General features: G+C 50.0%; 15 protein-coding genes, 1 tRNA gene and 1 pseudogene. 7 read left to right on the plus strand and 10 right to left on the minus strand.

The genetic code is table 11. From position 1 onward, the window contains the following. Positions 1–136: 136 nt before the first annotated feature. The 3 genes from Pan54_RS25485 to Pan54_RS25495 all read right to left on the minus strand — a co-directional run bounded on the left by Pan54_RS25485 (position 137) and on the right by Pan54_RS25495 (position 3,249). Positions 137–724 carry an HAD family hydrolase gene (locus Pan54_RS25485; RefSeq protein ID WP_146506242.1) on the minus strand — a complete coding sequence of 196 codons (588 nt, stop codon included), beginning with the start codon at positions 722–724 and terminating at the stop codon, positions 137–139. Positions 725–1,001: 277 nt separating this feature from the next. Then, entirely contained in the window at positions 1,002–2,480 is a 1,479-nt protein-coding gene (locus Pan54_RS25490; protein ID WP_146506243.1) for a hypothetical protein, read from the minus strand. A 193-nt stretch (positions 2,481–2,673) separates the two neighbouring features. Continuing rightward, on the minus strand, positions 2,674–3,249 hold the full coding sequence (locus Pan54_RS25495) for a GNAT family N-acetyltransferase (protein ID WP_242631433.1): 576 nt from the start codon (positions 3,247–3,249) through the stop codon (positions 2,674–2,676). A 471-nt stretch (positions 3,250–3,720) separates the two neighbouring features. Here Pan54_RS25495 and Pan54_RS25500 point away from each other — a divergent pair. Together Pan54_RS25500 and Pan54_RS25505 are read left to right on the plus strand one after the other, a co-directional pair. After that, positions 3,721–3,795: transfer RNA gene (locus Pan54_RS25500), tRNA-Met, on the plus strand. Between the two features lie 204 nt (positions 3,796–3,999). Continuing rightward, positions 4,000–5,685 carry a cation:proton antiporter gene (locus Pan54_RS25505; RefSeq protein WP_146506244.1) on the plus strand — a complete coding sequence of 562 codons (1,686 nt, stop codon included), beginning with the start codon at positions 4,000–4,002 and terminating at the stop codon, positions 5,683–5,685. Between the two features lie 95 nt (positions 5,686–5,780). Here Pan54_RS25505 and rsgA read toward each other — a convergent pair whose 3' ends face one another. The 3 genes from rsgA to Pan54_RS25520 all read right to left on the minus strand — a co-directional run bounded on the left by rsgA (position 5,781) and on the right by Pan54_RS25520 (position 8,018). Further along, positions 5,781–6,908, minus strand: a complete 1,128-nt coding sequence (gene rsgA / locus Pan54_RS25510; protein ID WP_146506245.1) for a ribosome small subunit-dependent GTPase A — start codon at positions 6,906–6,908, stop codon at positions 5,781–5,783. Positions 6,909–6,951: 43 nt separating this feature from the next. Further along, positions 6,952–7,446: an FHA domain-containing protein gene (locus tag Pan54_RS25515; protein ID WP_146506571.1), complete on the minus strand. Its 495-nt coding sequence runs from the start codon at positions 7,444–7,446 to the stop codon at positions 6,952–6,954. A 137-nt stretch (positions 7,447–7,583) separates the two neighbouring features. After that, the gene (locus tag Pan54_RS25520) at positions 7,584–8,018 is read right to left on the minus strand and encodes a DUF2203 domain-containing protein (RefSeq protein WP_146506246.1); all 435 of its coding nucleotides are present in this window, start codon (positions 8,016–8,018) and stop codon (positions 7,584–7,586) included. Between the two features lie 372 nt (positions 8,019–8,390). Here Pan54_RS25520 and Pan54_RS25525 point away from each other — a divergent pair, with 372 nt between their 5' ends. Next, positions 8,391–9,860, plus strand: a complete 1,470-nt coding sequence (locus Pan54_RS25525; RefSeq protein ID WP_146506247.1) for an SGNH/GDSL hydrolase family protein — start codon at positions 8,391–8,393, stop codon at positions 9,858–9,860. A gap of 218 nt (positions 9,861–10,078) precedes the next feature. Beyond that, the gene (locus tag Pan54_RS25530) at positions 10,079–10,996 is read left to right on the plus strand and encodes an HDOD domain-containing protein (RefSeq protein ID WP_146506248.1); all 918 of its coding nucleotides are present in this window, start codon (positions 10,079–10,081) and stop codon (positions 10,994–10,996) included. Between the two features lie 565 nt (positions 10,997–11,561). Here the strand turns inward: Pan54_RS25530 and Pan54_RS25535 are convergent. Together Pan54_RS25535 and Pan54_RS25540 are read right to left on the minus strand one after the other, a co-directional pair. Further along, entirely contained in the window at positions 11,562–15,518 is a 3,957-nt protein-coding gene (locus Pan54_RS25535; RefSeq protein ID WP_146506249.1) for a protein kinase domain-containing protein, read from the minus strand. Next, entirely contained in the window at positions 15,478–16,125 is a 648-nt protein-coding gene (locus tag Pan54_RS25540) for an RNA polymerase sigma factor (protein ID WP_146506250.1), read from the minus strand. The genes Pan54_RS25535 and Pan54_RS25540 overlap by 41 nt, the downstream gene beginning before the upstream one ends. 390 nt (positions 16,126–16,515) lie before the next feature. Between Pan54_RS25540 and Pan54_RS26015 the strand changes: the two genes are divergently transcribed. Continuing rightward, positions 16,516–16,659, plus strand: coding sequence for a hypothetical protein (locus tag Pan54_RS26015; protein WP_165441979.1), 144 nt, complete (start codon positions 16,516–16,518; stop codon positions 16,657–16,659). A gap of 722 nt (positions 16,660–17,381) precedes the next feature. After that, a complete protein-coding gene (locus Pan54_RS25545; protein WP_207310223.1) occupies positions 17,382–18,296 on the plus strand; it encodes a dihydrodipicolinate synthase family protein in 915 nt (304 codons plus the stop codon). A gap of 58 nt (positions 18,297–18,354) precedes the next feature. On the opposite strand, the gene Pan54_RS26635 is transcribed toward Pan54_RS25545, so the two are convergent. Then, entirely contained in the window at positions 18,355–18,477 is a 123-nt protein-coding gene (locus Pan54_RS26635) for a hypothetical protein (RefSeq protein WP_261343190.1), read from the minus strand. Between Pan54_RS26635 and Pan54_RS26935 the strand changes: the two are divergent. Next, positions 18,438–19,268, plus strand: a pseudogene (locus Pan54_RS26935) (Kelch repeat-containing protein); the annotation flags it as partial. The gene Pan54_RS26635 and the pseudogene Pan54_RS26935 overlap by 40 nt on opposite strands. Positions 19,269–19,792: 524 nt before the next feature. Here Pan54_RS26935 and Pan54_RS25555 read toward each other — a convergent pair. Beyond that, positions 19,793–21,214, minus strand: coding sequence for an IS1380 family transposase (locus tag Pan54_RS25555; RefSeq protein WP_146501918.1), 1,422 nt, complete (start codon positions 21,212–21,214; stop codon positions 19,793–19,795). Positions 21,215–21,316 lie beyond the last annotated feature (102 nt).

Below are 21,316 nucleotides of genomic sequence, written 5' to 3' on the forward strand. Positions count from 1 at the left end.
ATCTTCGCAGCTTGTTTTTTATTGAACCGCGGATGGACACAGATTGACGCAGATAATATTGCATCCGCGTTTATCTGTGTTCATCCGCGGTTCTTAACTTTCACTTTAGTTGTAGTTGTTAGCGAAACACGCTTTATTAACCAGCAGTCACACGCTCAGGCTTAAAGTAAGTACGAACATCAATTGTCGACATTCCAGCCTGCCGAGCCGATTCGATGCCGGGGTCGGTATCTTCGTAGGCGAGGCAATTGGCCGGGTTCACTCCTAAACGGCGGGCGGCTTCGAGGTAGGTATCGGGAGCAGGCTTGGGGTGTTCGATATCGAGAGCGGTGACGATTGTCTGAAAGTATTGTCGCAGTCCCAGATTATCGAGAATGCCGTGGCAGACGCGTGGGATGCCACCCGTGGCAACGGCCAGGGGGATTTTTTCGAAGTGAACTTTGACCACTTCGATGGTCTGTTCAATCGGCAGAATCACATCGAGATGTTTTTCGAATTCATCTTCTTTTTCTTCGGCAATCGCTTCAGCATCGCCGTCATGTCCATGAAGTTCGAGTAGATGACGGGCGACTTTGAGAGTCGACCAGCCACCGGTCTCATAAAACAGATCTTCCGTAAATTCGAGACCGTAGCGTTTAAGAGTCGATACCCAGGCAATGTAATGAGCGGGCATGGAGTTGGCTAAGGTGCCATCACAATCAAAAATAATCGCTTCGTACTGCACGAAGATTCCGCCTTTCGGCCTAAAGAGATGAAAGAAACGCTTTTGCAGGCCACGTTATAGCGGGTGGGGCTTCAGGAATTCAAATTGAATTCGCAGATTTATGAGAAGTTCATTGTTTGCGAAAAGAAAAATTGTACCACGGATGGACACGGATCGGTGAAGCATTGTGGCACGTCCCAGAACGCAGTGATGGGCATAGTTGATAGCGATACCACGCCCTTCGCTTTGCTCAGAGCGTGCCACCCATCTATTCTCATCAAATACACTATTCGTGATTTTATTTCACAGTGAAGTTGATTGAGTATGTCGCAACCTTGCGGTTGAGTTGGTCTTCGACAATCAATTTGAGGAGATAGGGACCGACGGTTAACTCGCTGGGGATGTTGACTTTGTAGCTATGGAAATAGTCATGTCTGCGAGTGCGGCAATAGTCTTCTGTGGGAGGATATTCCTGTTCAACGACCAAACCGGGATTACTGCCCGCTCGATGAATTTCGACCGTCGATTTCAACACGGTTTTAAAAGTGCCATCGGGTGTCATTTCGCTCAGAAAATTACGCATTTCTCCATAGACGAGGACCGGTTGTCCGGGGCGGAATTCATCGCGTTCGAAGCGATCGTAGACTCCGAAGCCTTGGATGCCGCGGGAGAAAGTGACATTGCGAATTTCCAGATTGGCTCGTTCCCGCAAGCGGTCGGTGGCGTCGGACAGTTGAGAAACGGCATGAGTCGCACGGTCTCCCGAATTCGGAATCCCGGTTGCATCGAAGTAATTCGACATGCCCCAGAAAAGTTTCTGCCAGAACTCCTGCTCGGCTGCGGGGAGATCGGGGATCGCTTCGAGTGTCCGCTCGTGACGATCACTCATCAAATACATCATCCGCAGGAAGACATGATCTCTCGTATATTCTTGCATTTGTGTATTGTCGCCAGCCGGCAGATTGTGTTTTATCTGCTGTTCGGACAAGCTAATCAATGTGGCCAAGGCTTCTTCGTAACGTTCTTTATCTGACTTCTGAACGGTTTCCATAACCGGTGTACTGCTCTTTTGCGGAGAGAGTGATTCGGTTTTGATCCCATCAGCGGTTTGAATCTTTCCAACTTCATTCGCTTCCGGTTGCTGATTTGAGACCGTCACCATTTCCCCAGGCTGCAGATTTTGTGGCTGGGATCTTCCCTCTGAAGGTCGATTCCAGGGATCCAGTGCCTGAAGTTCGTTGGCCGAGGCACTCCGCTGGGTGTGATCAGCAATTACCGGAAGTTCGTTGCTGTTTTCACTCGAAGGATATGCAGGAACCTTTCGTGTTTCATCCGATGAGGCATCCTCGGAATGTTGACGGGCAAGTCGTCGCATACGGATGATTCGAGGCACCATATCGGGCGGAACCTGACGCAATTCTTCGTACCACTGTTTACGTTCTTCGGGAGTCGCATCGCGGAATTCGGTTTCGATCAGCATCATCGTAGCCGCATCAAATTTGGGGGTTTGTACTTCTTCTTTGACGACCATCGCTTTTTTAGCGGAGGCCATTTGCACTTCAGGCTCACCGGTCACCAGAAACGGATTTTCTTCAGTTGCCTCTGCGATTTCCGTGCTGACTTCCTGATTTGCGTCCTTGTTATCAGAACTGAACCATGTCTTGGGATTGTACTTCGCGACGGAGTGATCCACGGTTCCACAACCAATCAGCGCAAACAGACCGGCTGCGATGCAGGGCATCATCAAGCCGAAACGGATTGAGTGAAAAGTGTTCATGGAGAAAGGTTGAATCAGAGTGAGTGAAGACTCGGGGAAGAACGGAAGTTTTCCATTCGAGGGGAGTCGAACGGTAAGTCATTCTGAGGATCTGATCAAGATCGACCGGATTCTTGAAGGAAATCCTCAATATTTCCGCAGGAATTGCAGAAATTGCAAATGCCTGAACTACACTATTTTAGAATAGGGCAGGCTATGTAGCGACCGGTGTTGCGTTGTCGGGTACGTGCAATGTCAGATAAGAGCGATCTGTGATGCGGAAGCCGATGGAGTGATACAGGGCAACCGCAGTGCAGTTGGCAGCGGTGACATCCAGATAGACCCGTTGGATTCCACATTCGGCAAAGCCCTGCAAGGATTTTGTGACCAGGGCTTTCCCCAGTCCCAAGCCACGGCAATCGGGAGTGATGCCGACATTTTGAATCGCCCCGAGTTTGAAAGCTCGTCGCATGCCTTGAATGGTGCCGCAGTATTTCGAGGTCAATGAGGAACTGGGATGTTCAATCAGCCAGGTGGTTTCAGGCAGAAAATTGCTGCGGGAGGAAATATCACTCATTAAACGTCTGCAGCCAGCCAGATTGCTCAGGCAGGGAAAGAGTTGAGAATCAACTTCGCCTGCAAAACATTCTGCCTTAATACGAGCATGGCTTTCGAGCAGATTCGGTTCCCAGGCAACCCAGCGAAATCCGTCAGGCAACTCAGCTGCTGGCAGTGGAGTCTGCTTCAGATCGAATTCCATGCGATATCGCTTGTAGTAGCGTTCTGGCATCTGTGCAATCCTGAGTTTTGGCCTGAAACGGTAGAGCTTTGGTTCAGTAAATATATGGGGAGACTGCATTGCAACTACAGTATTGATCTCAACTTGCGCTGGCGAAGCCAGTGGCAGACCACCATTATAAGTAATGAGAACAAAGCAACAGCTGTTATCGCGATGGATCGAAAATTCACTTGTTGCCTAAATGCTACATTTGCAGGTGAATATGTCAAATCCTAATTGGTAAATGGATGCCAAGTCTTGGAGGTCAGCCTGAAAGGTGTCGTTTTAATCGGTGCAGTTGCTCATTTATTTGGAAATCCGTGATAAGATATGCGGATTCTCCGATTCAAACGAACCTGATGGCTGATTTTCTGGTCTCATCTGGAAAAATGTCCTGAAATGCGACACGAGCTGACTTTCCAAGCGGCAAGTGTCGAAATATACTGTGAGTTCAAGGAGCGTTCAGGACGGAGTCTCTTGAATGGCGGTGTAGCTCAGTTTGGTTAGAGCGGCGGATTCATAAGCCGTAGGTCGGGGGTTCAAATCCCTCCACCGCTACTTGTAGTGTAACCTCTTTGAATTGTGAGAAAGCCTTAATTTTCTCGCAAGCTCGTTAGTGTGCTCGATTTGGGTTCTTCTATACGAAATCAAAGTGATTGCTCAATGAAAATGGTAGAAACCCCGTTACGTTGAATGCGTGACGGGGTTTCTCATGCGCTCCCAACTTCCGCACTCAACTTCCACTGATCCGAATGGATTCTCATGGATATCTGGACATTACTTTCCGATGTCGTACTGCTCTTATCTGCCTGTCTTGTTATGGGAGGCGTCTTTTCGCGACTCGGCCAGTCTCCGCTTGTTGGTTACCTGCTGGCGGGAATGTTTCTGGGCGGGCCGGGTAGTTTTCAACTGGTGAAGTCCGAACATGAAATAGAAGCAATCGCTGAACTTGGCGTCTCTTTGCTGCTGTTCAGCCTGGGATTGGAATTTTCAATTTCTCGATTGAAGAAACTGGGGCCGGTTCCGCTGATTGGAGGAGCGCTGCAGGTCGTTCTTACTCTTCTGGCTGCAGCCGGGGTTGCTCATTTATTCGGATATACAGCCGGGGAATCGACTGCAATTGGTGCAATGGTTGCTTTAAGTAGCACCGCTGTGGTGCTGCGGACTCTAATGGAACGCCAGGAACTGGAAACGCCTTATGGAAGTAATTCGCTTGGTGTATTGCTGATTCAGGATATCGCAGTTGTTCCGCTGGCGATTTTGATTTCGCTACTGGCTGGCGGTGACGATGCTGGCAGCGTAATCGCAAATATTGGACGTGTCCTTGCGGTTGCATCGGGGCTGATCATTGGCTTGTATTTACTGCTGAACGTTGTTGCGTACTACGCATTGAATGCTTTGGAACTGGCCAGAAATCGGGAATTAACAATTCTGCTCTCAGCCGTCACTGGACTCGGCTCAGCATGGGCAGCTCATAAAGCAGGGATTTCTCCAGCTCTGGGAGCGTTTGTGGCCGGGATGTTTTTGGGAAGTTCTCCGTATGCGACGCAGGTACGAGCCGACATCTCTCCACTGCGAGTCCTTTTGCTCACTCTCTTTTTTGGCTCAGCCGGGATGATCGCCGATCCAGTCTGGATTGTGCAAAACGCACTGATGTTATGTATTACCGTTGTGATACTGCTGACTTTGAAATTTGTCATAATCACTTTGATTTTTCTCTGCTTCCAAAATCTGCTGCAAACATCGCTGGCGACTGCGGTCTGTTTGTCTCAAGTGGGAGAATTCGCATTTGTGCTGGGGCGAATAGCAGGTGATGCAGGTGTGATTTCAGAAGCGACTTTGAATTTGTTTGTTTCTGTGACGATTGTCTCGTTATTCCTGAGCCCATTTCTGGTCGCCAAATCAAATCGAATTGCCCGCTGGATTTTGACGCTCTTTCCCAAAGCAATCACAGCCTCTGCCAGAACTTCACAGCACGAGACTCCTCATCCAGATGTCCTGATTGTCGGATTCGGGCCTGCAGGTCAGATTGCCGGGCGAGCAGCTGTTGAGAGAAATCTGGTGACTGCGGTAATCGATATCAATCGGTCAAATATCCGCAAAGCCGGCCAGTTAGGCATTCATGGTCAGGTGGGAGATGCCTCTCAGTTTGATGTTCTCGAACATTCGCATATTGGAAGCGTGAAAGTCGTTGTGATCACACTTCCGAATGTTCGTTCCTCGATTGCCATTTCCGATATCATCCGCCAACTTGCACCTCAGGCTCATATTATCGTGCGCTCACGATACCAGCGGGATAGTGACGAAATTCTCAGCTCGGGAGCAGATATTGTCTTCGGAGATGAATTTGAAGTCGGTCAGCAAATTGGCAACCACTTGTGTGACTGGATCAGCAATTATCAGCAAAAAGTGAAGCCAGCGGAATCGCAGGACGTGAACCAGGATTGATCAGGTCAGCATTACTCGGCAGCGGAAGCAGGAAATGAATTGATCCTCCCCCCCCCGACAAGAGATTGAAGCTCTTATTTCGGATGTCTGGCTATTTACGACTCGTCATCATTTAATATTTTGAGATAACTATCGTAGCGACGGGCTGAAATCAATCCTGCTGCCACCGCATCGCGAATACCGCACTGCTGTTCATGAATGTGCATGCAGTTGGGATATTTGCAGTAGCGGACGAGGGGAAGGAATTCAATAAAATGCCCTTCTACTTCCTCGCGCCCAACATCCCATAATCGTAACTGTCGGATGCCCGGAGTATCGACGACCCAGCCTCCGAATTCCAACGCCTGCAGAGTCGCAGTACGGGTGGTGTGTCGTCCTTTGCCGGAATCGATGGAGACTTGCGAGGTTTTGAGTGCCAGTCCCGGTTGAATCATATTGAGCAGCGATGTTTTTCCCACACCACTTTGTCCGCTGAAAACAGTTTGTCGACCGGCAATGATCTCCCGGAGCTGATCGATTCCATATCCGGTATGAGCCGAAGTGAGGACGACCGGATATCCCAGATTGGCGTACTGCCCAACAATTGGCAGCAGTTCACGATAATTGAACAGGTCGCTTTTGTTGATGCAGATGACGGGTGAGACATTCCCTTTTTCGCAACTGATCAGAAAGCGATCGATCAGGCTTGGCTTGAAGTGTGGGGAGACTCCGGTCACGACGATCACTGCCAGATCGACATTGACGACAATCAATTGCTGATTTCTATCGTTGCCCCTTCCCAGAGTCCCGCGTCTTGGTTCAACGCGATGAATCATTCCCTGGGCATCGCCGAGCGGTTCAAAGAGCACGATATCCCCAGCGACAACAGTGTTGCGGGACTCTTTCATGAGTGTTCTGAGAACCTGCCGAACTGCGCAGACATGCACGCGACCATCTTCTGATTGAACCCGACATTGATGCGAGCCAACAATCGAGAGAACGCGACCGGTCAGACAGTCTTTTACATCGACATCGAGACTGGCAATCAATTCCCCGTCTTCGGACTCCTCAGCGATGACAGTCCGTTTGCGAGAAAGATTTCCTTTTCCAGAAATTCGTTCATCGGCATTGAGATCATCGGTTTGGTCCTGCCGCACCGCTTCCCGCCACTCATGACCAGCACGCGAACGTTTGCCACGATTTTTCTTGAAGTCGACACGAATCTTGCGTTTTCGTGCACTCACAGAGAATTCACTTCCTGGATATCATCGTTGAGCAGAAGCATCATTATTCGTCTCCCAGCCAGCCCAGGATTTGGTCGTCCTGGGAATTGCCTTTAGGCTTGGGAGTCCGTTTAGAAGGAACTGGAGCTTTGCCATCACCCATTAAGTCAATCTGATCAGATTTGGATGGCTTTTTTTTCTTACTCGTCAATCCCGCTTTTTCCATCAGACTCTTCGCAAAAGGATTGGCTTCTTCCGGAGGGGGCTGGTCAGAAGTGGGCTCATACGCAATTTCAAAGGCGTGTTTAGCCACTGAAATTTCGTCTCCAGGGAGCAGAAAACGAGATTCCTCGCGGACACCATTCACTTTAATTCCATTTCGGCTGGCCAAATCTTGAATGTGCCAGTAGCCGTTCTGGAGTTCGAGTTCACAGTGTTGAGAGGAAATGTTGGGGAATGGAAGACAGATATCACATGTCGGCCGCCGCCCGATGATGAGTTTTGTTTTCAGAAGCGGGATGGAGTCGCCTCCTCCCACAGGATTCAATTCGCCGTGCATCGTAGTCAAAACCAATGTCGCCCATGAATATTACATAAAAAAAGCGTGGCCAGAGAAAATCATCTCCTGAACACACGCTCTATTCTAAAGTCTGATTTCGAATTTGAAAGTCGAAAACGATTTCAAGACAAAAATGGCTACGAAACGGTTTTCCGATCTTCCAGACCCTCATCGGTTCCGTGCCAGAACCCGACGATTTCTTCACCTTGTTTCCAGCAAAGACAAATTTCTTTACCGTCTTTGAGTGAAAGAAAGTCAATCAGTCCGATTTCCGGATCTTTCAGTTCAATCCCCAGTGCTGTCAATTCATCGATGTATTCTCTCAGACGAACAATATCAGTATCGATGGAAGTTTCCATCTCTTCAAGTTCGTCGCTAAACATCCCTTCGGAGCCAAGAAACTTAGAGCGGGAATTTTTCAAGTCTTCGAGGCGTTCACGTCGACTGCAAACTTCTGTGTATAAAGCCACAATATCCCGCACAATCATTTTCACAAGTGGCAGGGAACGGTTCGCCTCTTCCAAAGTGAAGTGTCTTCTGGCAATGTCAGGTTGCGGCATTGTTGCATTCATGGCCATGCTCTCTCTAAAGAAGTCAATGATATGATGACACCACCATTATACGACAAGGGGAATGCTGTGAACAGGTGGCATTCTATTCCCAAAGTTTTTTTTGAAACATCCAGAACAGAAGGAATCGAAAATCCGTCCACTTTGATCGATGCTTTCACCAATTAAAGATTGTAAAAATGCATGCAAGGTTCGGATAAAAAAACTCCCTATTGAAATAATGCATCTTTCAGTCTGAGTCTGGCAAAGACACTTTTGTGAGTTTCATTTGTTCTCTCGATCGGGATAATGTAAAGCTGAAAAAGGTTCCCATTTGGGACAGACGTATTGACGGTTATCTTTTTACCCGATGAAAACAGTTGACGGATAGTCGAAGTGGCAGAAAAAACAAAATTCCGTTTACTGAGGAAGAGATTAATATTTCGACTGTTAGCAGTCCTGCTGGGACTGACTCCGCTGTTCGGTTTTGAACTTCTGCTTCGCGCCATAGACTGGCATGCCTCTCGCCCGGAATACCGTCCCGTTGTCGAATTTATTGACCCGCAATCGCTTTTTGTTCGAGATGAAACCAAGGGGGAGTATCGCATTCGGGATCAGCGGCTTGTTTACTTTCGGCCTCAATCTTTTCCGATTGTGAAATCCGATCGGACCTTTCGGATCTTCTGCCTGGGTGGTTCAACCGTTCAAGGCCGTCCTTATGCCGTGGAAACCTCCTTTACAACCTGGATGCGAATTGCTCTGGATGAAATTGCTCCCGAGAGGAACTGGGAAGTGATCAACTGTGGTGGAGTCTCGTACGCGAGCTATCGGCTGCAGCCTATTCTTGAGGAAGTCCTGAATTACCAGCCCGATCTCATTCTACTCTACACCGGTCACAATGAATTTCTCGAAGAACGGACCTTTGGGCATCTCAAGCCGATTCGAGAAAATTTTCAATTTCTCCCTCGACTGCTCGCATCGATGAAAACGTTCGAGTTCCTGAATCAACATCGGGATCGTAAGAACAATTCGCTCGAACCCCATCAGCAACTTCCCAGCGAGGTCGACGCTGTGCTCGACTACGAACGGGGAATCGAATATTACCAGCGAGATTCTGTCTGGAGGCAAGGAGTGCAGGATCAGTTTCGCACGAATATTCGTAATCTCATTTTGGACTGTCGTGAGAAAGAGGTGCCAGTCATTCTCTATAATCCGGTCAGAAATCTGCGGGATTGCCCTCCCTTTAAGTCGTTAGATTCTGCGGGGCTGACAAATCAACAACAGCATCAAATCGAATCCTTGCGGGTACAACTCCAGCAGCATCCCGAACTCTCTGAAACCTTGCTTCAAAATATGCTCGCTCTGAATCCCGAGCAAGCAGGCTACCATTTTTTACTCGCTCAGGAACTTCTAGGGCATCAGGAACTGGAACTCGCACTCCAGCATTTTGTGTTCGCTTGTGATGAAGATATTTGTCCTCTGAGAATACTCAGTTCCATGCAACAGGATCTCAAAATAATCGCTGCGGAATTCGATCTGCCTTTGATTGATATTGCCGAACTTTTTGCGGAGCTTTCCCCGACCAAAATCCCTGGCGATAATCTATTGCTCGATCATGTCCATCCGACCATAGCCGGGCATCAACAGATCGCTTTAAAGACCATCGAGATCTTCGCCCGGGAAGGATTTTTGCCGCAGAGTCCTGATAAGAAAACTCGTAAAATCATCGAGCGTAAGTACGTTAAGCAGATGGAATCACTGGACGCGGCCTACTTTGAGGATGGGCATCAGCGACTCAAAAACCTGCAAGCCTGGGCAGCAGGACGGGGTGATAAAATTCGCGAGCAAGCCCCTGGGATCAATTGAGGGAAGGATGTGTTGTGTCGAAACAAAACTTACCCAATGCTACTAACGATTCATAGTTTTGAGGCTTATGCAAATTTTGAAAACCAATAAATTTTGGTTCCTGAAAGCCGATCAAGCCAGTCAGGCTGGGTTATTCCGACATGACTTCAGAATATGAGCTAAAGTAATCATAGCTGCAACTACCGCCCCGTGAATCATTGTACATAAGTGCTGAGTGTATGGACTGGTCAAAACAACGCGAAAAACTCCTGGGAGCTTCGCCGAACCTGGAGCTTCCTCCCAATTTCAAACTGCCGGTACTTCCGACCGCAGTCACTACGTTTACGCAAAAAGCGAACGAACCTGATGCCAATGTGGCCGAACTGGGAAAAATTCTTGAAACGGATGCCGGCCTGACCGCTGAAATCTTGCAACTGGTGAATTCGAGTGTATTTGGACTCCGTAGTCAGGCAACCAGTGTCAAGCATGCCATGAGTTTACTAGGGGTCTCCAAGGCTCGTAATTATGTACTGACGACTGCAGTCAGGCGGACAATGTCCCGATGTGAATCCAAATTGATCAATCTGAATCACTTCTGGTCAGCCAATCTTGAGAAAGCGTTGTTCGCCCGCGAAGTGGCCATTCTCATGAGAGCGGATGCTGAGACCGCCTATGCGGCGAGCATGCTTCAGGACTTTCTGTTGCCAGCTCTGACATCGGCTCTGTTCAAGCAGTACACAGAATTTGTCGATCATCAAACGACGAAACCCCAATTGATTACCCAATTCGAACAGACAATCTTTGAATGGGATCATGCCGTCGCTGCGGCTCACATTGCCCATCAATGGAATTTCCCCGATGAAATGGTCTGTTGTCTGCATCAGCATCATCGTGGTTTGGAAATTCTGCTCGTTCCAGAATTCGCACAATCTTGCGTCGCAGCTGTCGCAATTTCTGCACTCATGCCCGATGTCATCAATCAAGTGCCCGATGGTTTAACCCGATTGATTCAACTCGAATCTGTCTGGCGAGAATTTCAACTTCAGGAAATCGCTGAAAAAGTCGATCAGGATTATCGAGAACTGGGTGGGAACCAGATGCATCACATCACCTTGAAAAGTCGCCTCGAAAAACATTTCAAAACGGCTGGCGTCTGAGATTCGTGCTCAAATGGAATCCCATCACTTTCAGGGCCTATTAACCAGAGATGTGAAAAATTCAGCTTGCCCATAATTGAATAGGGAGTTGTTTTTTCAGTGAATGCCCTGCTTCAGATTTGTATTTCTCTGATGAAAATTCCCACAAGGTAATCCGACCGACTAAGTCGGCTTGTCTTTACCCACATCTTTTAAGCATGCTTCATAGCCACGACGGGGGCTGGGGTCGAAGCCATGCGTAGCCCCCAGATTGTGCCTTCATCGTAAACAACGTCGTTACCGGGTAGCTCAGAGTATCTCGCAGAGTTCTCTGAGTGGCGCAGCCACAAATACTTGCCACCTGATTTCTGGAAACACAACAGTTCCCCCCAGATCAATATGTTTGGGATAGTGTGAGAGGTACCCGTGATCATTGTTGGTGCCAATGTAGACATGATCGATCGATCACTGGAGCACGCATCGTCTGCGACCCCAACGGCACCCGCCAGCGGACGTTTTCGTCAGTCTTTAAATCCCACAGCATTGGCGCTGCATACACTGATGAATCAACATTGTCGGACACGTTCTATTGTTCGGCGTCAACCTGATTCTCAATCATAGTTTTCAGATAGGGATCGTCAATATGTGGGATTGAGGCTCGCAACGTCGCATGAATCGCATCTGGCACCAGAATGCTTGCCGTGTGGTTATTGAAATCAAACAACGCCCCCAGGCCAAGCAATTGTCCTTCAGGAGTGAACGTCGCCCAGGTCGGTATGTTGTCACCATCGAAAGTGACGTCGAACATTTCAAAACCATCCGGATGATAGCCGTAGCTCGATTCGCGCCATTCGGTGACCTCTTGCGTCATCCAATGAATTCTGGGAGCGTATCCAGCGAGCACTGATGGCGATCGACGGTTGGGCCGTTTCGTCAAACCGCTCAGCACACGCGATCCAACCTCTAGCTCAATATTAGGGGATGCCAATCGAACCGCCGGCACGTTCGGTACAGCAGAGGCTTCGTAAACAGCCAACCCACTCTCAACCAGTACGTCCACATTCGCTTTCCTCACGTTACTGGAAGAGACGACATCGATAGGAACGCTTACCAATTCTCCGCTGTCCGCCTGCAACGTCGCCAGGCACTTGTAACCCTTTTCGATGTATCCTGCGATGCTGCTTGGGCCTAACAGTAGCACGTGATCTTCGTGTTGTGCAAGAACAACACCGGCCAGGTGGACTGGCGCTGCAGTCATCGTTCCGTGTGCCTCATTGTTCTCATTGATATAGCAGTCAAAGTGAATGACTGAACGAGGCTGCACGCTTGCTTGTTGTGGTGTGAGATAGTCCGACGCACTCTGGATGAATCGCCGCAAAGTTTTTTCCGTCGCTGGCCCCATTTGAATGGCCAGCAGATTTTGGTCCTTCACCAAGATGTAGTTCGGGTGAATGACATCCATATTCATTGGGACGACACTTGTGCCAAGCTCGTCTGCGATCTTGTCGAGACCATCCTGATTGAGTTCATTCAACTGAGAATTGGCAGCGCGAATGACCGCCACACCATCGGCTGGACATCGATTGAGAAAGTTGTCCCACTCTGATTTCTCTTCAATCATGGGAGAAAGTGGGCCATTCGTGTCAGACAGCGTGTTGTCCTCGACAGTCGTGCCTTCGTCTCCTTCAATTCTGGGGAATCCGTATGGCCAGTCTTTGAGGATTGCATCCACTCCTTTCTGGGCATCGCTGCTCCAGAGGTTGGAGACCAGCCAGCCGCGTTGGCCTCGTTCGATCAACAGCGCGTAGTCACCCTCTTCACTCATGACGGTCACTTGATTCCCAACCGTGTTGAACAAGCGATAGACGCGTGGTGTCAGTTTCACATCTTTATTTACCTGTAACCAGTTGCAGATCTGTCCCATCATCGTACGAGGTGACTGCAGTTGATTGTAAATGTGGGCTCCGAGCAAGCCACGAACAGCGGGACCATCGTTAAGAGTCAGTGATTCGGAAAGTCTGACAATCGCGAGAAAGTCGGCTATCGCATTATCCGAGTCCTGTCCAGCTAAATGGTCACTAATGACATCGGACAGCTCCTTTTGCTCGTGAGTCCACTCACTTGGCGGGCCACTCAATTCTTCTTTGATGATCGTTTCTAAGTTCTCAAGCAACAACCCACGAATCAAGTCATCGTCGAAGACGACCAGCATTGCTGCCCAATCGTTGGATTTTTCGCTTGCGGCCACGTGCGACAGCACTGATATTGGCGTAGAAAACGCTGGTTGGTTGATGTCCGCTGTTTGATCTGACTCGGATCGTAATGCGAATTTAACATTGCCAGCAAACGAATCGCCCAAATCTTTGAGGATGTCGATGATCGCTTTGACACTTTTGTAGGGCGTATCGCGGTCAGTCACAATTAGAACGGAATAGGCACCGTCATTTGGAATCGCGGACAGCAACTCTTCTCGTAGTCGCGACACGTTCACCGATTTCCCTTGAATGCGAATCTCCGAGTTTGACAGTAATTGAATCCGAATCGTGTTGGTAGCGCCGACTTCGATCGATTCGTCAGGCCTTACATTACTCGCCTCACCTTCGCTGCTAGAGCGTGTTTGGGCAAGTTGCTGCTTCGCATGCTTAGGAGCCCATATGTCTACATCGCGAACGCGCCAACGCTCCCTTTCTCGCGTCATCTGCATGATGAGACATCCCGACCCGCCGACATCAAAGAGTCGCGGTGTCAACTTCATTTCTTTGAATACCGCCAGAGCAGAATTGCCATTCACTGTAACTTCCGGCGTGTGCGATAACACATCTTGAATTAATATTGCTGCCAACTCCAGCCACTTTCTCTCCGTCAAACGGCCCACATGATTAGAAGACAAAATATGATCTATGTTTGATTCTGAAAATGCTCCTCGCTGCAATATTGCGAAGTAGTTCTTAGCCACTGCAGCGGGCGTGTTCTCCGGCATGCCAGTAGTAGAGTAACCCTGCGTCGCCTCGATACGAGCGATCCATTCCTCACCCCGCTTAAGAATCACTTTGTTATCTTGAATCTCGACAATGCTCGATTTGTCCTCGATCTCCAGAACATAAGTCCCAGCCTTGAGCCTCGTTGTTGCTCCAGATTTCGAGACCGTCAGTGTCTCGACCGTTTCGTCGCCTTGGGTGATGCGAATCGGCACGTCGACATCACTGCTGGTTTCGATCCGCAAAGTGCCCTTGCCAGTCTCGATGACCAGAATTACTCCCAGCAAGACAAACAATGCCCCCGAAGCAATCGCGATGAGCCAGGCAGGAATACGACCAAATCGGAATCGTTTCGGTTCCGTCATTTGAGAGGTTGGCGACGGTGCCAAGTTTGACTTTGGAGCAGCAACAACATCTGGCGTTTGCAGATGAGCCAACCATCGGTTGAGCAATTCAGCAAGCTCTTCGGCAGTTTGAAAACGATCATTAGGTTCTTTCGCCAACAGTCTTAAAACGATTCCTTCCAGCCAATCGGGAACGCCAGGATTGATTGACCGCAGCGAACGCGGCTGGTCATTGCCAATTCGATTCAAGACGCCCATCGTTGTCTCAGCGCGGAAGGGACTGCGACCGGTGAGCATGAAGTAGATCAGGCTGCCCAGCGAAAATAGATCGCTGCGGTGATCGATGGCGTCGCCGTGAGCCTGTTCTGGTGACATGTATTGTGGCGTGCCGGCGATCACGCCGCTGCGGGTCATGCTGGCGTCGTCAATTGCTCTAGCCAGCCCGAAGTCGGTGATCTGGACCCTTTCGACACCATTTTCCAGCAACACGTTTGCAGGCTTGACGTCGCGGTGAACGAGTCCCTGGTCGTGGGCAGCGGCCAAGCCTTCTGCGACTTGTGCCGCAATGCGAACAGTTTCGATGACTGCCAGCGGACCTGAATCGCGTACTCGCCCATCGACGCTTTGGCCTTCGACAACCGGCATGACCAGATACGGCAGTCCGCCATACTCGTCAACTGTCTGAATCGGCACAACATGAGGATGCACAACCGCTGCGGCACTCTTCGCCTCACGAGAGAATCGTTTCCTTGCTGCTGCACTGGTTGCCAATTCTGGAGCCAGGACCTTAATAGCCGAATGCCGGTTGAGCGAGGTATCAAACCCCCGCATCACAATTCCCATGCCGCCGCGTCCCAACACCTCCATGATCTCATATCGCGCGAATCGGCCCAGCGATTCTGGGTGGTTGCTCGGTTCCAGAAAACTGACCGCGGATTCTATCGAGTCTTTCGGTTCGCTGTCGCCACCATCGGGAAGTAAGTGGTGTTCTTTGACCGGAAACAAATCATTCGGCCTGAGTAACTCGGACATCTCATCCCACGACATTCCTGACTGTGAAATGGTTTCGAGCTTGGATTGGCAGGTATCACAAGTCTCGACGTGAGCCAAGGCCGTCTCTTGTGTATCGCCCATACGATTTCGAAGCAGCCGAAGCAGTGCATCATCGTCGTAGTGATTGTCAGCAACCATCTTTTTCTCCCAGTTTGCGTCTGTTTTCATTGGGCTCTGTATCCAAGGGATAGAAACCATCGCTGAGTTGGGAAACCACTACGCGAATACGGTCCATCACGCGACATCGTGCAACGCGTACCGCTCCCTGCGATTTCCCAAGTTTCTGTGCAACGTCCTGAATCGACTGTAATTCAATGGCTGTTAAACTGAACGCTGCCCACGTTGCTTCGGTAAACTCCGCTTGCACGATCAAAGCGGCTTGCTGGAATCGAACACGACGATACTCCAATTGAAAGAGCGACGCGGTTTGGTCGTCCGACGTGGGATGCTGCGAGAGCATTTTTTGAACATTGCTGTCACCGCTGCCAGCCAGTTGGCTCCCACGCGCCAGGCGATTCACGACCAGATTACGAGTAATCTGATACAGCCAACTGCGGAATCCCCCGATTGCAGGATCAAACGATTCGAGCGATTTTTCGACGATGACCAAAACATCCTGCGCTAAATCCTCTGCATCGGCGTGCTGCAACCCTCTCGCCACCGCAACCCGGTAAACAAGCGGTCGATAGATCGAGGCGAATTCCTGCCAGCCTTCATCGGAACGAGGACTGGAGAGGCTCGCCAACAGCGATTCACGGGTTTCTGGACCTTGCATTGATTCTCCTGTTATCAGTACACAAACCGAGTCCGATTGTTACAGAAAAAGTTTGCATATTCGCACTTCTCCAGCCAATCCATCGCACACGGATTTTACCGGAGAGGTCCCCGTGCCGGTCAGATGTGTGATAGTCGTGACTCATGTTCACTTAGTAACGTCGGCTACATTCGTGTCTCATTACGCGAAGTCAAAGCCTTACTTGTTTTGTTGCCCCCTGCGGTTAGCCGGCGTGGCGATTTCAACTTTCCGATGGACCGCTATGGTCCCAAGAATACCAATACAAAATGTCATAGACCAGACGACTAGTATCGAGAGGCTTTTGATCTTGTGTGTATACTTCAGATTAATGAAGGTTCGAATTTGTGTTGCTCGATTCAAGGAGGAATCATGATGCCGAAGAAATATGTTGTTCAACTCTCAGGTGAAGAACGCAGCTGGCTTTCTGCAATGGTGAAGAAAGGGAACGGGGCCGCATACAGGATTCGGCACGCGAACATCCTGTTGAAAGTCGATGCGTCCGGTCCAGCTTAGACGGACGAGGACGTGGCTGCGGCATTTGACTGTCATCTGAAACGGTGGCCAATGTTCGTCGACGTCTTGTGGAGGGAGGACTTGAAGCGGGTCTGGAGAGAAAACCGCAGGAAAACCCGTCTCGCGAACGTGTTTTTGATGGTAAGGGGGAAGCTCAGTTAATCGCGACAGCCTGCAGCGAGCCTCACGAATGATGTGCGAAATGGACGCTTGAATTACTCGCCGACCGGATGGTCGAGTTGAAAGTTGTCGAGAGTGTTTCTCGTAAAACAGTGGAGCGCACTCTGAAAAAACGAACGGCAGCCTCATCGTCAGAAATGCTGGGTGATTCCGCCCAAACAGGAATCAACTGGCAATTCAAAAACAGCAAAGCTCGAATAAAACTGAAGTCCCTTTACCCACAAATTCAAACGACATGAGCAGTAGAGTTCATTAACAAGCTCCGGTGCATTGCTGGGTTTCCTTTTATGAAGCGGAAGTAACGGTGAGGTGGTGACGGCCCCCGTGGGGAAGAATGGAAAGTTACCTATAAACAACAGCAATTTGCTCTGTGGCGTGCTACCCTCTGATCAGTAAATTTCTGTCAATTCCCGTTCTTAACCTACGAGAACTTCGCCTTTTATTTTGCTATGCTCAAACTTCAATCATTTGTTCAGAGACCATCAGGACATCACTGAAAACAATATCAACGAAAGAAACCAATGGTTCGACAGGGAGAATTTTTGAGTGGACTCATTGCAGCGACATTCACGCCGATGCATCACGATGGGACACTTAACACAGGGGAGATCCCCTCGATGGTCGATCATCTTGTGAAAGATGGCATTGCAGGAATGTATGTCCTGGGCAGTACGGGGGAAGGTGTCTCGCTGACACACGATGAGCGATGCACGATTGCGGAAGCATTTGTTAATGCAGCAGATGGAAGACTGCCTGTCATTATTCAATGCGGCTGCGAAAGTCTTGCTCAAGCTCGTCTGTTAGCTACTCACGCACAAAAAATCGGAGCCGATGCAATCTCAGCCGTCAGCCCGGTATATTTCAAGCCGGACTCCGTTGAGACTCTCGTCGAGTCCATGTCAGAAATTGCTGCAGGTGCTCCTGATCTGCCCTTCTATTATTATCACATTCCGTCAGTCACGGGTGTGAATCTCAACATGGTCGAATTTCTGAAACTGGGGCGTGATCGAATTCCCAATTTGAGAGGCATTAAATTTACTTCACTCAATGTCTTTGAATTTCAATCGTGCCTGGAGTTTGCAGGCGATCGCTTTGAGATTCTTTGGGGATTGGATGAAATGCTGCTCAGCGGACTTGCAGCTGGGGCTCGTGCAGCGGTTGGCAGTACCTATAACTTCGCGGCTCCGGTCTACCATCAATTGATCAAGGCATTCTCTGAAGGCAATCTGAAGGAAGCCCGAGATCAGCAGTCAAAATCTCAAGAACTGGTGCGGACCTTTATTCCGTTCGGACCACGAGCGGCTCAAAAGGCAATTATGTCTATGGTTTCATCAGAGTGCGGTCCGACTCGACTTCCCGTGAAAATGCTGTGTGAATCACAAATCAACGATTTACGGAACAACTTAACCAAAATCGGATTCTTCGATTGGATTGCTTCCACCAGATCAGAAGGATGAATTTTTTCGATGAGTATCACGCGCTCGCTCAAGCTCCTTATTTATCTCGTTTCAATTATTATTTCGCACGGAACGCATGCCGACGCACAAGAAATTGGAAATGATAAAGATCGCGAATAATCCTTACTCGACTGGCAAGCCCTGCCTGACCTTCCTGATAAATCAGGTGTAGCTGGGCCATTTGTCGGAGTTCATAAAGACGCCCTCATCGTGTCTGGAGGAGCGAACTTTCCTGAGCCAGTCTGGGACAACAGTAAAGTCTGGCATGATCGAATTTACGTGCTGACCAGGACGGGAGCTGGTTATGAATGGAAAGACGGGGGCACTCTTCCTCGGGCAATTGCTTATGGATTTGCAGTCTCAACTTCAGACGGAGTTGTGTGTATTGGCGGCAATGATTCGACGACGACTTACGCTGATGTCTTTCTACTGAGTTGGAATCCAGATTCCCAGAAAATCAGCCGGGTCGACTATCCAAAACTTCCAGAACCATGTGCCGGTGGTCAGGCTGCTCTGCTGGGAAATACGATTTATCTCGCTGGTGGGCAGAACAGCCAGAAGTCGGCAATGAACAATTTCTGGACACTAGATCTCTCAATGAAGAATGATCCAGAAGACTTTCACTGGAACAAGCTTGCTCCATTTCCCGGCACTCCCCGAGCTTATAATATTACAGTTCAACAGCATAATGGCTATGACGACTGTATTTATGTGATCAGCGGCCGAAATCAACAGGGCGAAACCGCTGAGTTCCTGAAAGATGTCTGGGAATTTACGCCGCGAACAGGTGAATGGCGACGGCGAGCCGATGCTCCTCGAAGTGTTATGGCAGGCACCGGCATCGGATTCGGGCAGAGTCATCTCTTTATTCTGGGCGGCGATGATGGTGAGAATTTCTTCAAAGCTGACGAACTACGCGACAATCATCCCGGCTTTCTACGGGAAGCGTTGAGTTATCACACGATCACTAACACCTGGAGCTCCGCAGGTCGTATCCCGATGAATCAGGTCACAACGATTCCGGTCATGTGGGACAATCGAATTGTGATTGCCAGTGGAGAAATACGACCACGTGTGCGGACTCCGAAAATATGGAGCATTTCCCCCCAAAGCCATTCTGAAGGTTTTGGAGCAGTCAACTATAGTGTGCTCTTCGGATATCTATTGGCGATGGTTGGTGTCGGAGTTTACTTTGCACGTCGGAATAAGAATACAGACGACTATTTTCGCGGAGGCGGTCACATCCCGTGGTGGGCAGCCGGGTGCAGTATTTTCGCAACCATGCTTAGCCCGCATTTCTCACCCGGTTTCTCATTTCTTCTCCCGGGGGCTTGCGGGGCGGGAATTTGGTTTGGTGGGTGGGGATTGGGAGCGTGGAGGGGGTGTCGAGAGGTGTTTTTTTGGTGCCAGGTCGGATTTCAGGCCGTTTTTGTCAGTTCGGCGCGTACCGCGAGCGCGGTGGGCGCTGTGGTGGACTCTTTCGAAGCCGATTGGGCTCATCCAGGGACAGGGTGCGGCGGGAGGTCTTGCAGGTTTTGCCAGACCTGGCCGAACAACTCGCGATACGGGTATGCTTCCGACAGTGACAGCCACACCTTCCGGCACGTCACCCGCACCTGTGCCCCGATCTTGAGCAGCTTCACGCGAATCGTATCGCAGCGGGCCTTTGCGTGATCGGTTCCCTGTAAGCCGTGACGTCGCAGAGCCGCCAGCAGCACATAGGCCACCGAAGAAAACCACAACCGCAGTTGATTGGCCCGCATGGTCGCACAACTCGTCCGGTCGGCGAACAGACACAACTGCTGTTCCTTGATCCGGTTTTCCATCTCGCCGCGCTGACAATACAGATCTTCATACAGCGTCCGGGCATCGGCCTGGTCTTCTGTCAGATTCGTCACCACAAACCGCGGGTTCTCGCCTTTCGAGAGATGCTCGGCCTTGGCGACAACCCGCCGCTGGCAACTCCAACTTTTCAACGTCCGGTACCGCAGGTCAGCGAACAGGCGAGCGGCTTGTTTCGTGTCGTCAAAAAAGAGCTTGGCGGCCACCCGCTGAGCCTCAATCATTTCCTTGAGTCGCTCGTTTTTGGCCAGCCCCAAAATGTATTGGACTTCGTTCTTTTCGCACCACTGCATGATCGGCTCGCGACAAAATCCGCTGTCGCCGCGAATCACGATTCGCACCTCCGGCCAGCGCTGGCGAATCAACGGCACAATCCGCTGCAACTGTTCCACTGTCCCCAGACTGGCATCGATATCGGCCGGTCGGAGCTGCGCACACAGCAGGTGCTCGCCACAGAAAATATACAGCGGCAGATAGCAGTACTGCTTGTAATAACCGTGAAAGAATCGCCCGAGTTGATGTCCGTGCAGTGGATCATCGGTGGCGTCGAAATCGAGAATGATTTCTTCGGGCGGCCTCTGGTGAGCGTCGAGAAACAGATCCACGAACAAACGTGAGAAGTCGCTGCAGTTGGCCGTGATCTTTTTGTAGCGGCTCTCCGGGCTGGCTCCGGGGGGAGTCAACTCGAGTCGATTGAGCGTGCTTTTGCCGGCCAGAGCATGCCCGCGATCACGTTCCCGCGCTCGCTGTTGTCCGGTCAGATCGTCTTTGCCGGCCAGCAGCGCGAGCAATGGATCATCCCGCAGGCGGTCATGATCATTGAGGTCTTCATAGCCGAGCGTTAACGCAAAAATACGCTGCCTGACCAGTTCGAGCACGGAGTGCTCAATATAATCGAAATCGCGATGATCGCTAAAACAACCAGCGACCCGTGAAGTCAACTTCAGCTTGTTATCGAGTTCCCGCAGCAAGAGCCCGCCCGCATCGGAGGTGATCATCAGACCATCAAAATTGGCCACGACTTCGCGACGCTGGTGGGGTTGAAAAGTGAGGGACTTTGTGGAACACTGTGTCATGAGAAGGCTGCCTGTCGTTTGGGGTGAAAGCTGTTGTGAGAAAACAACTTATCCCAAACCAGGCAGCCTTTTTCCACCCCCGGGTGAGAAATCCGGGTTAGC

The organism is Rubinisphaera italica (assembly GCF_007859715.1).
In the GTDB taxonomy this organism is placed as follows: Bacteria; Planctomycetota; Planctomycetia; order Planctomycetales; family Planctomycetaceae; genus Rubinisphaera; species Rubinisphaera italica.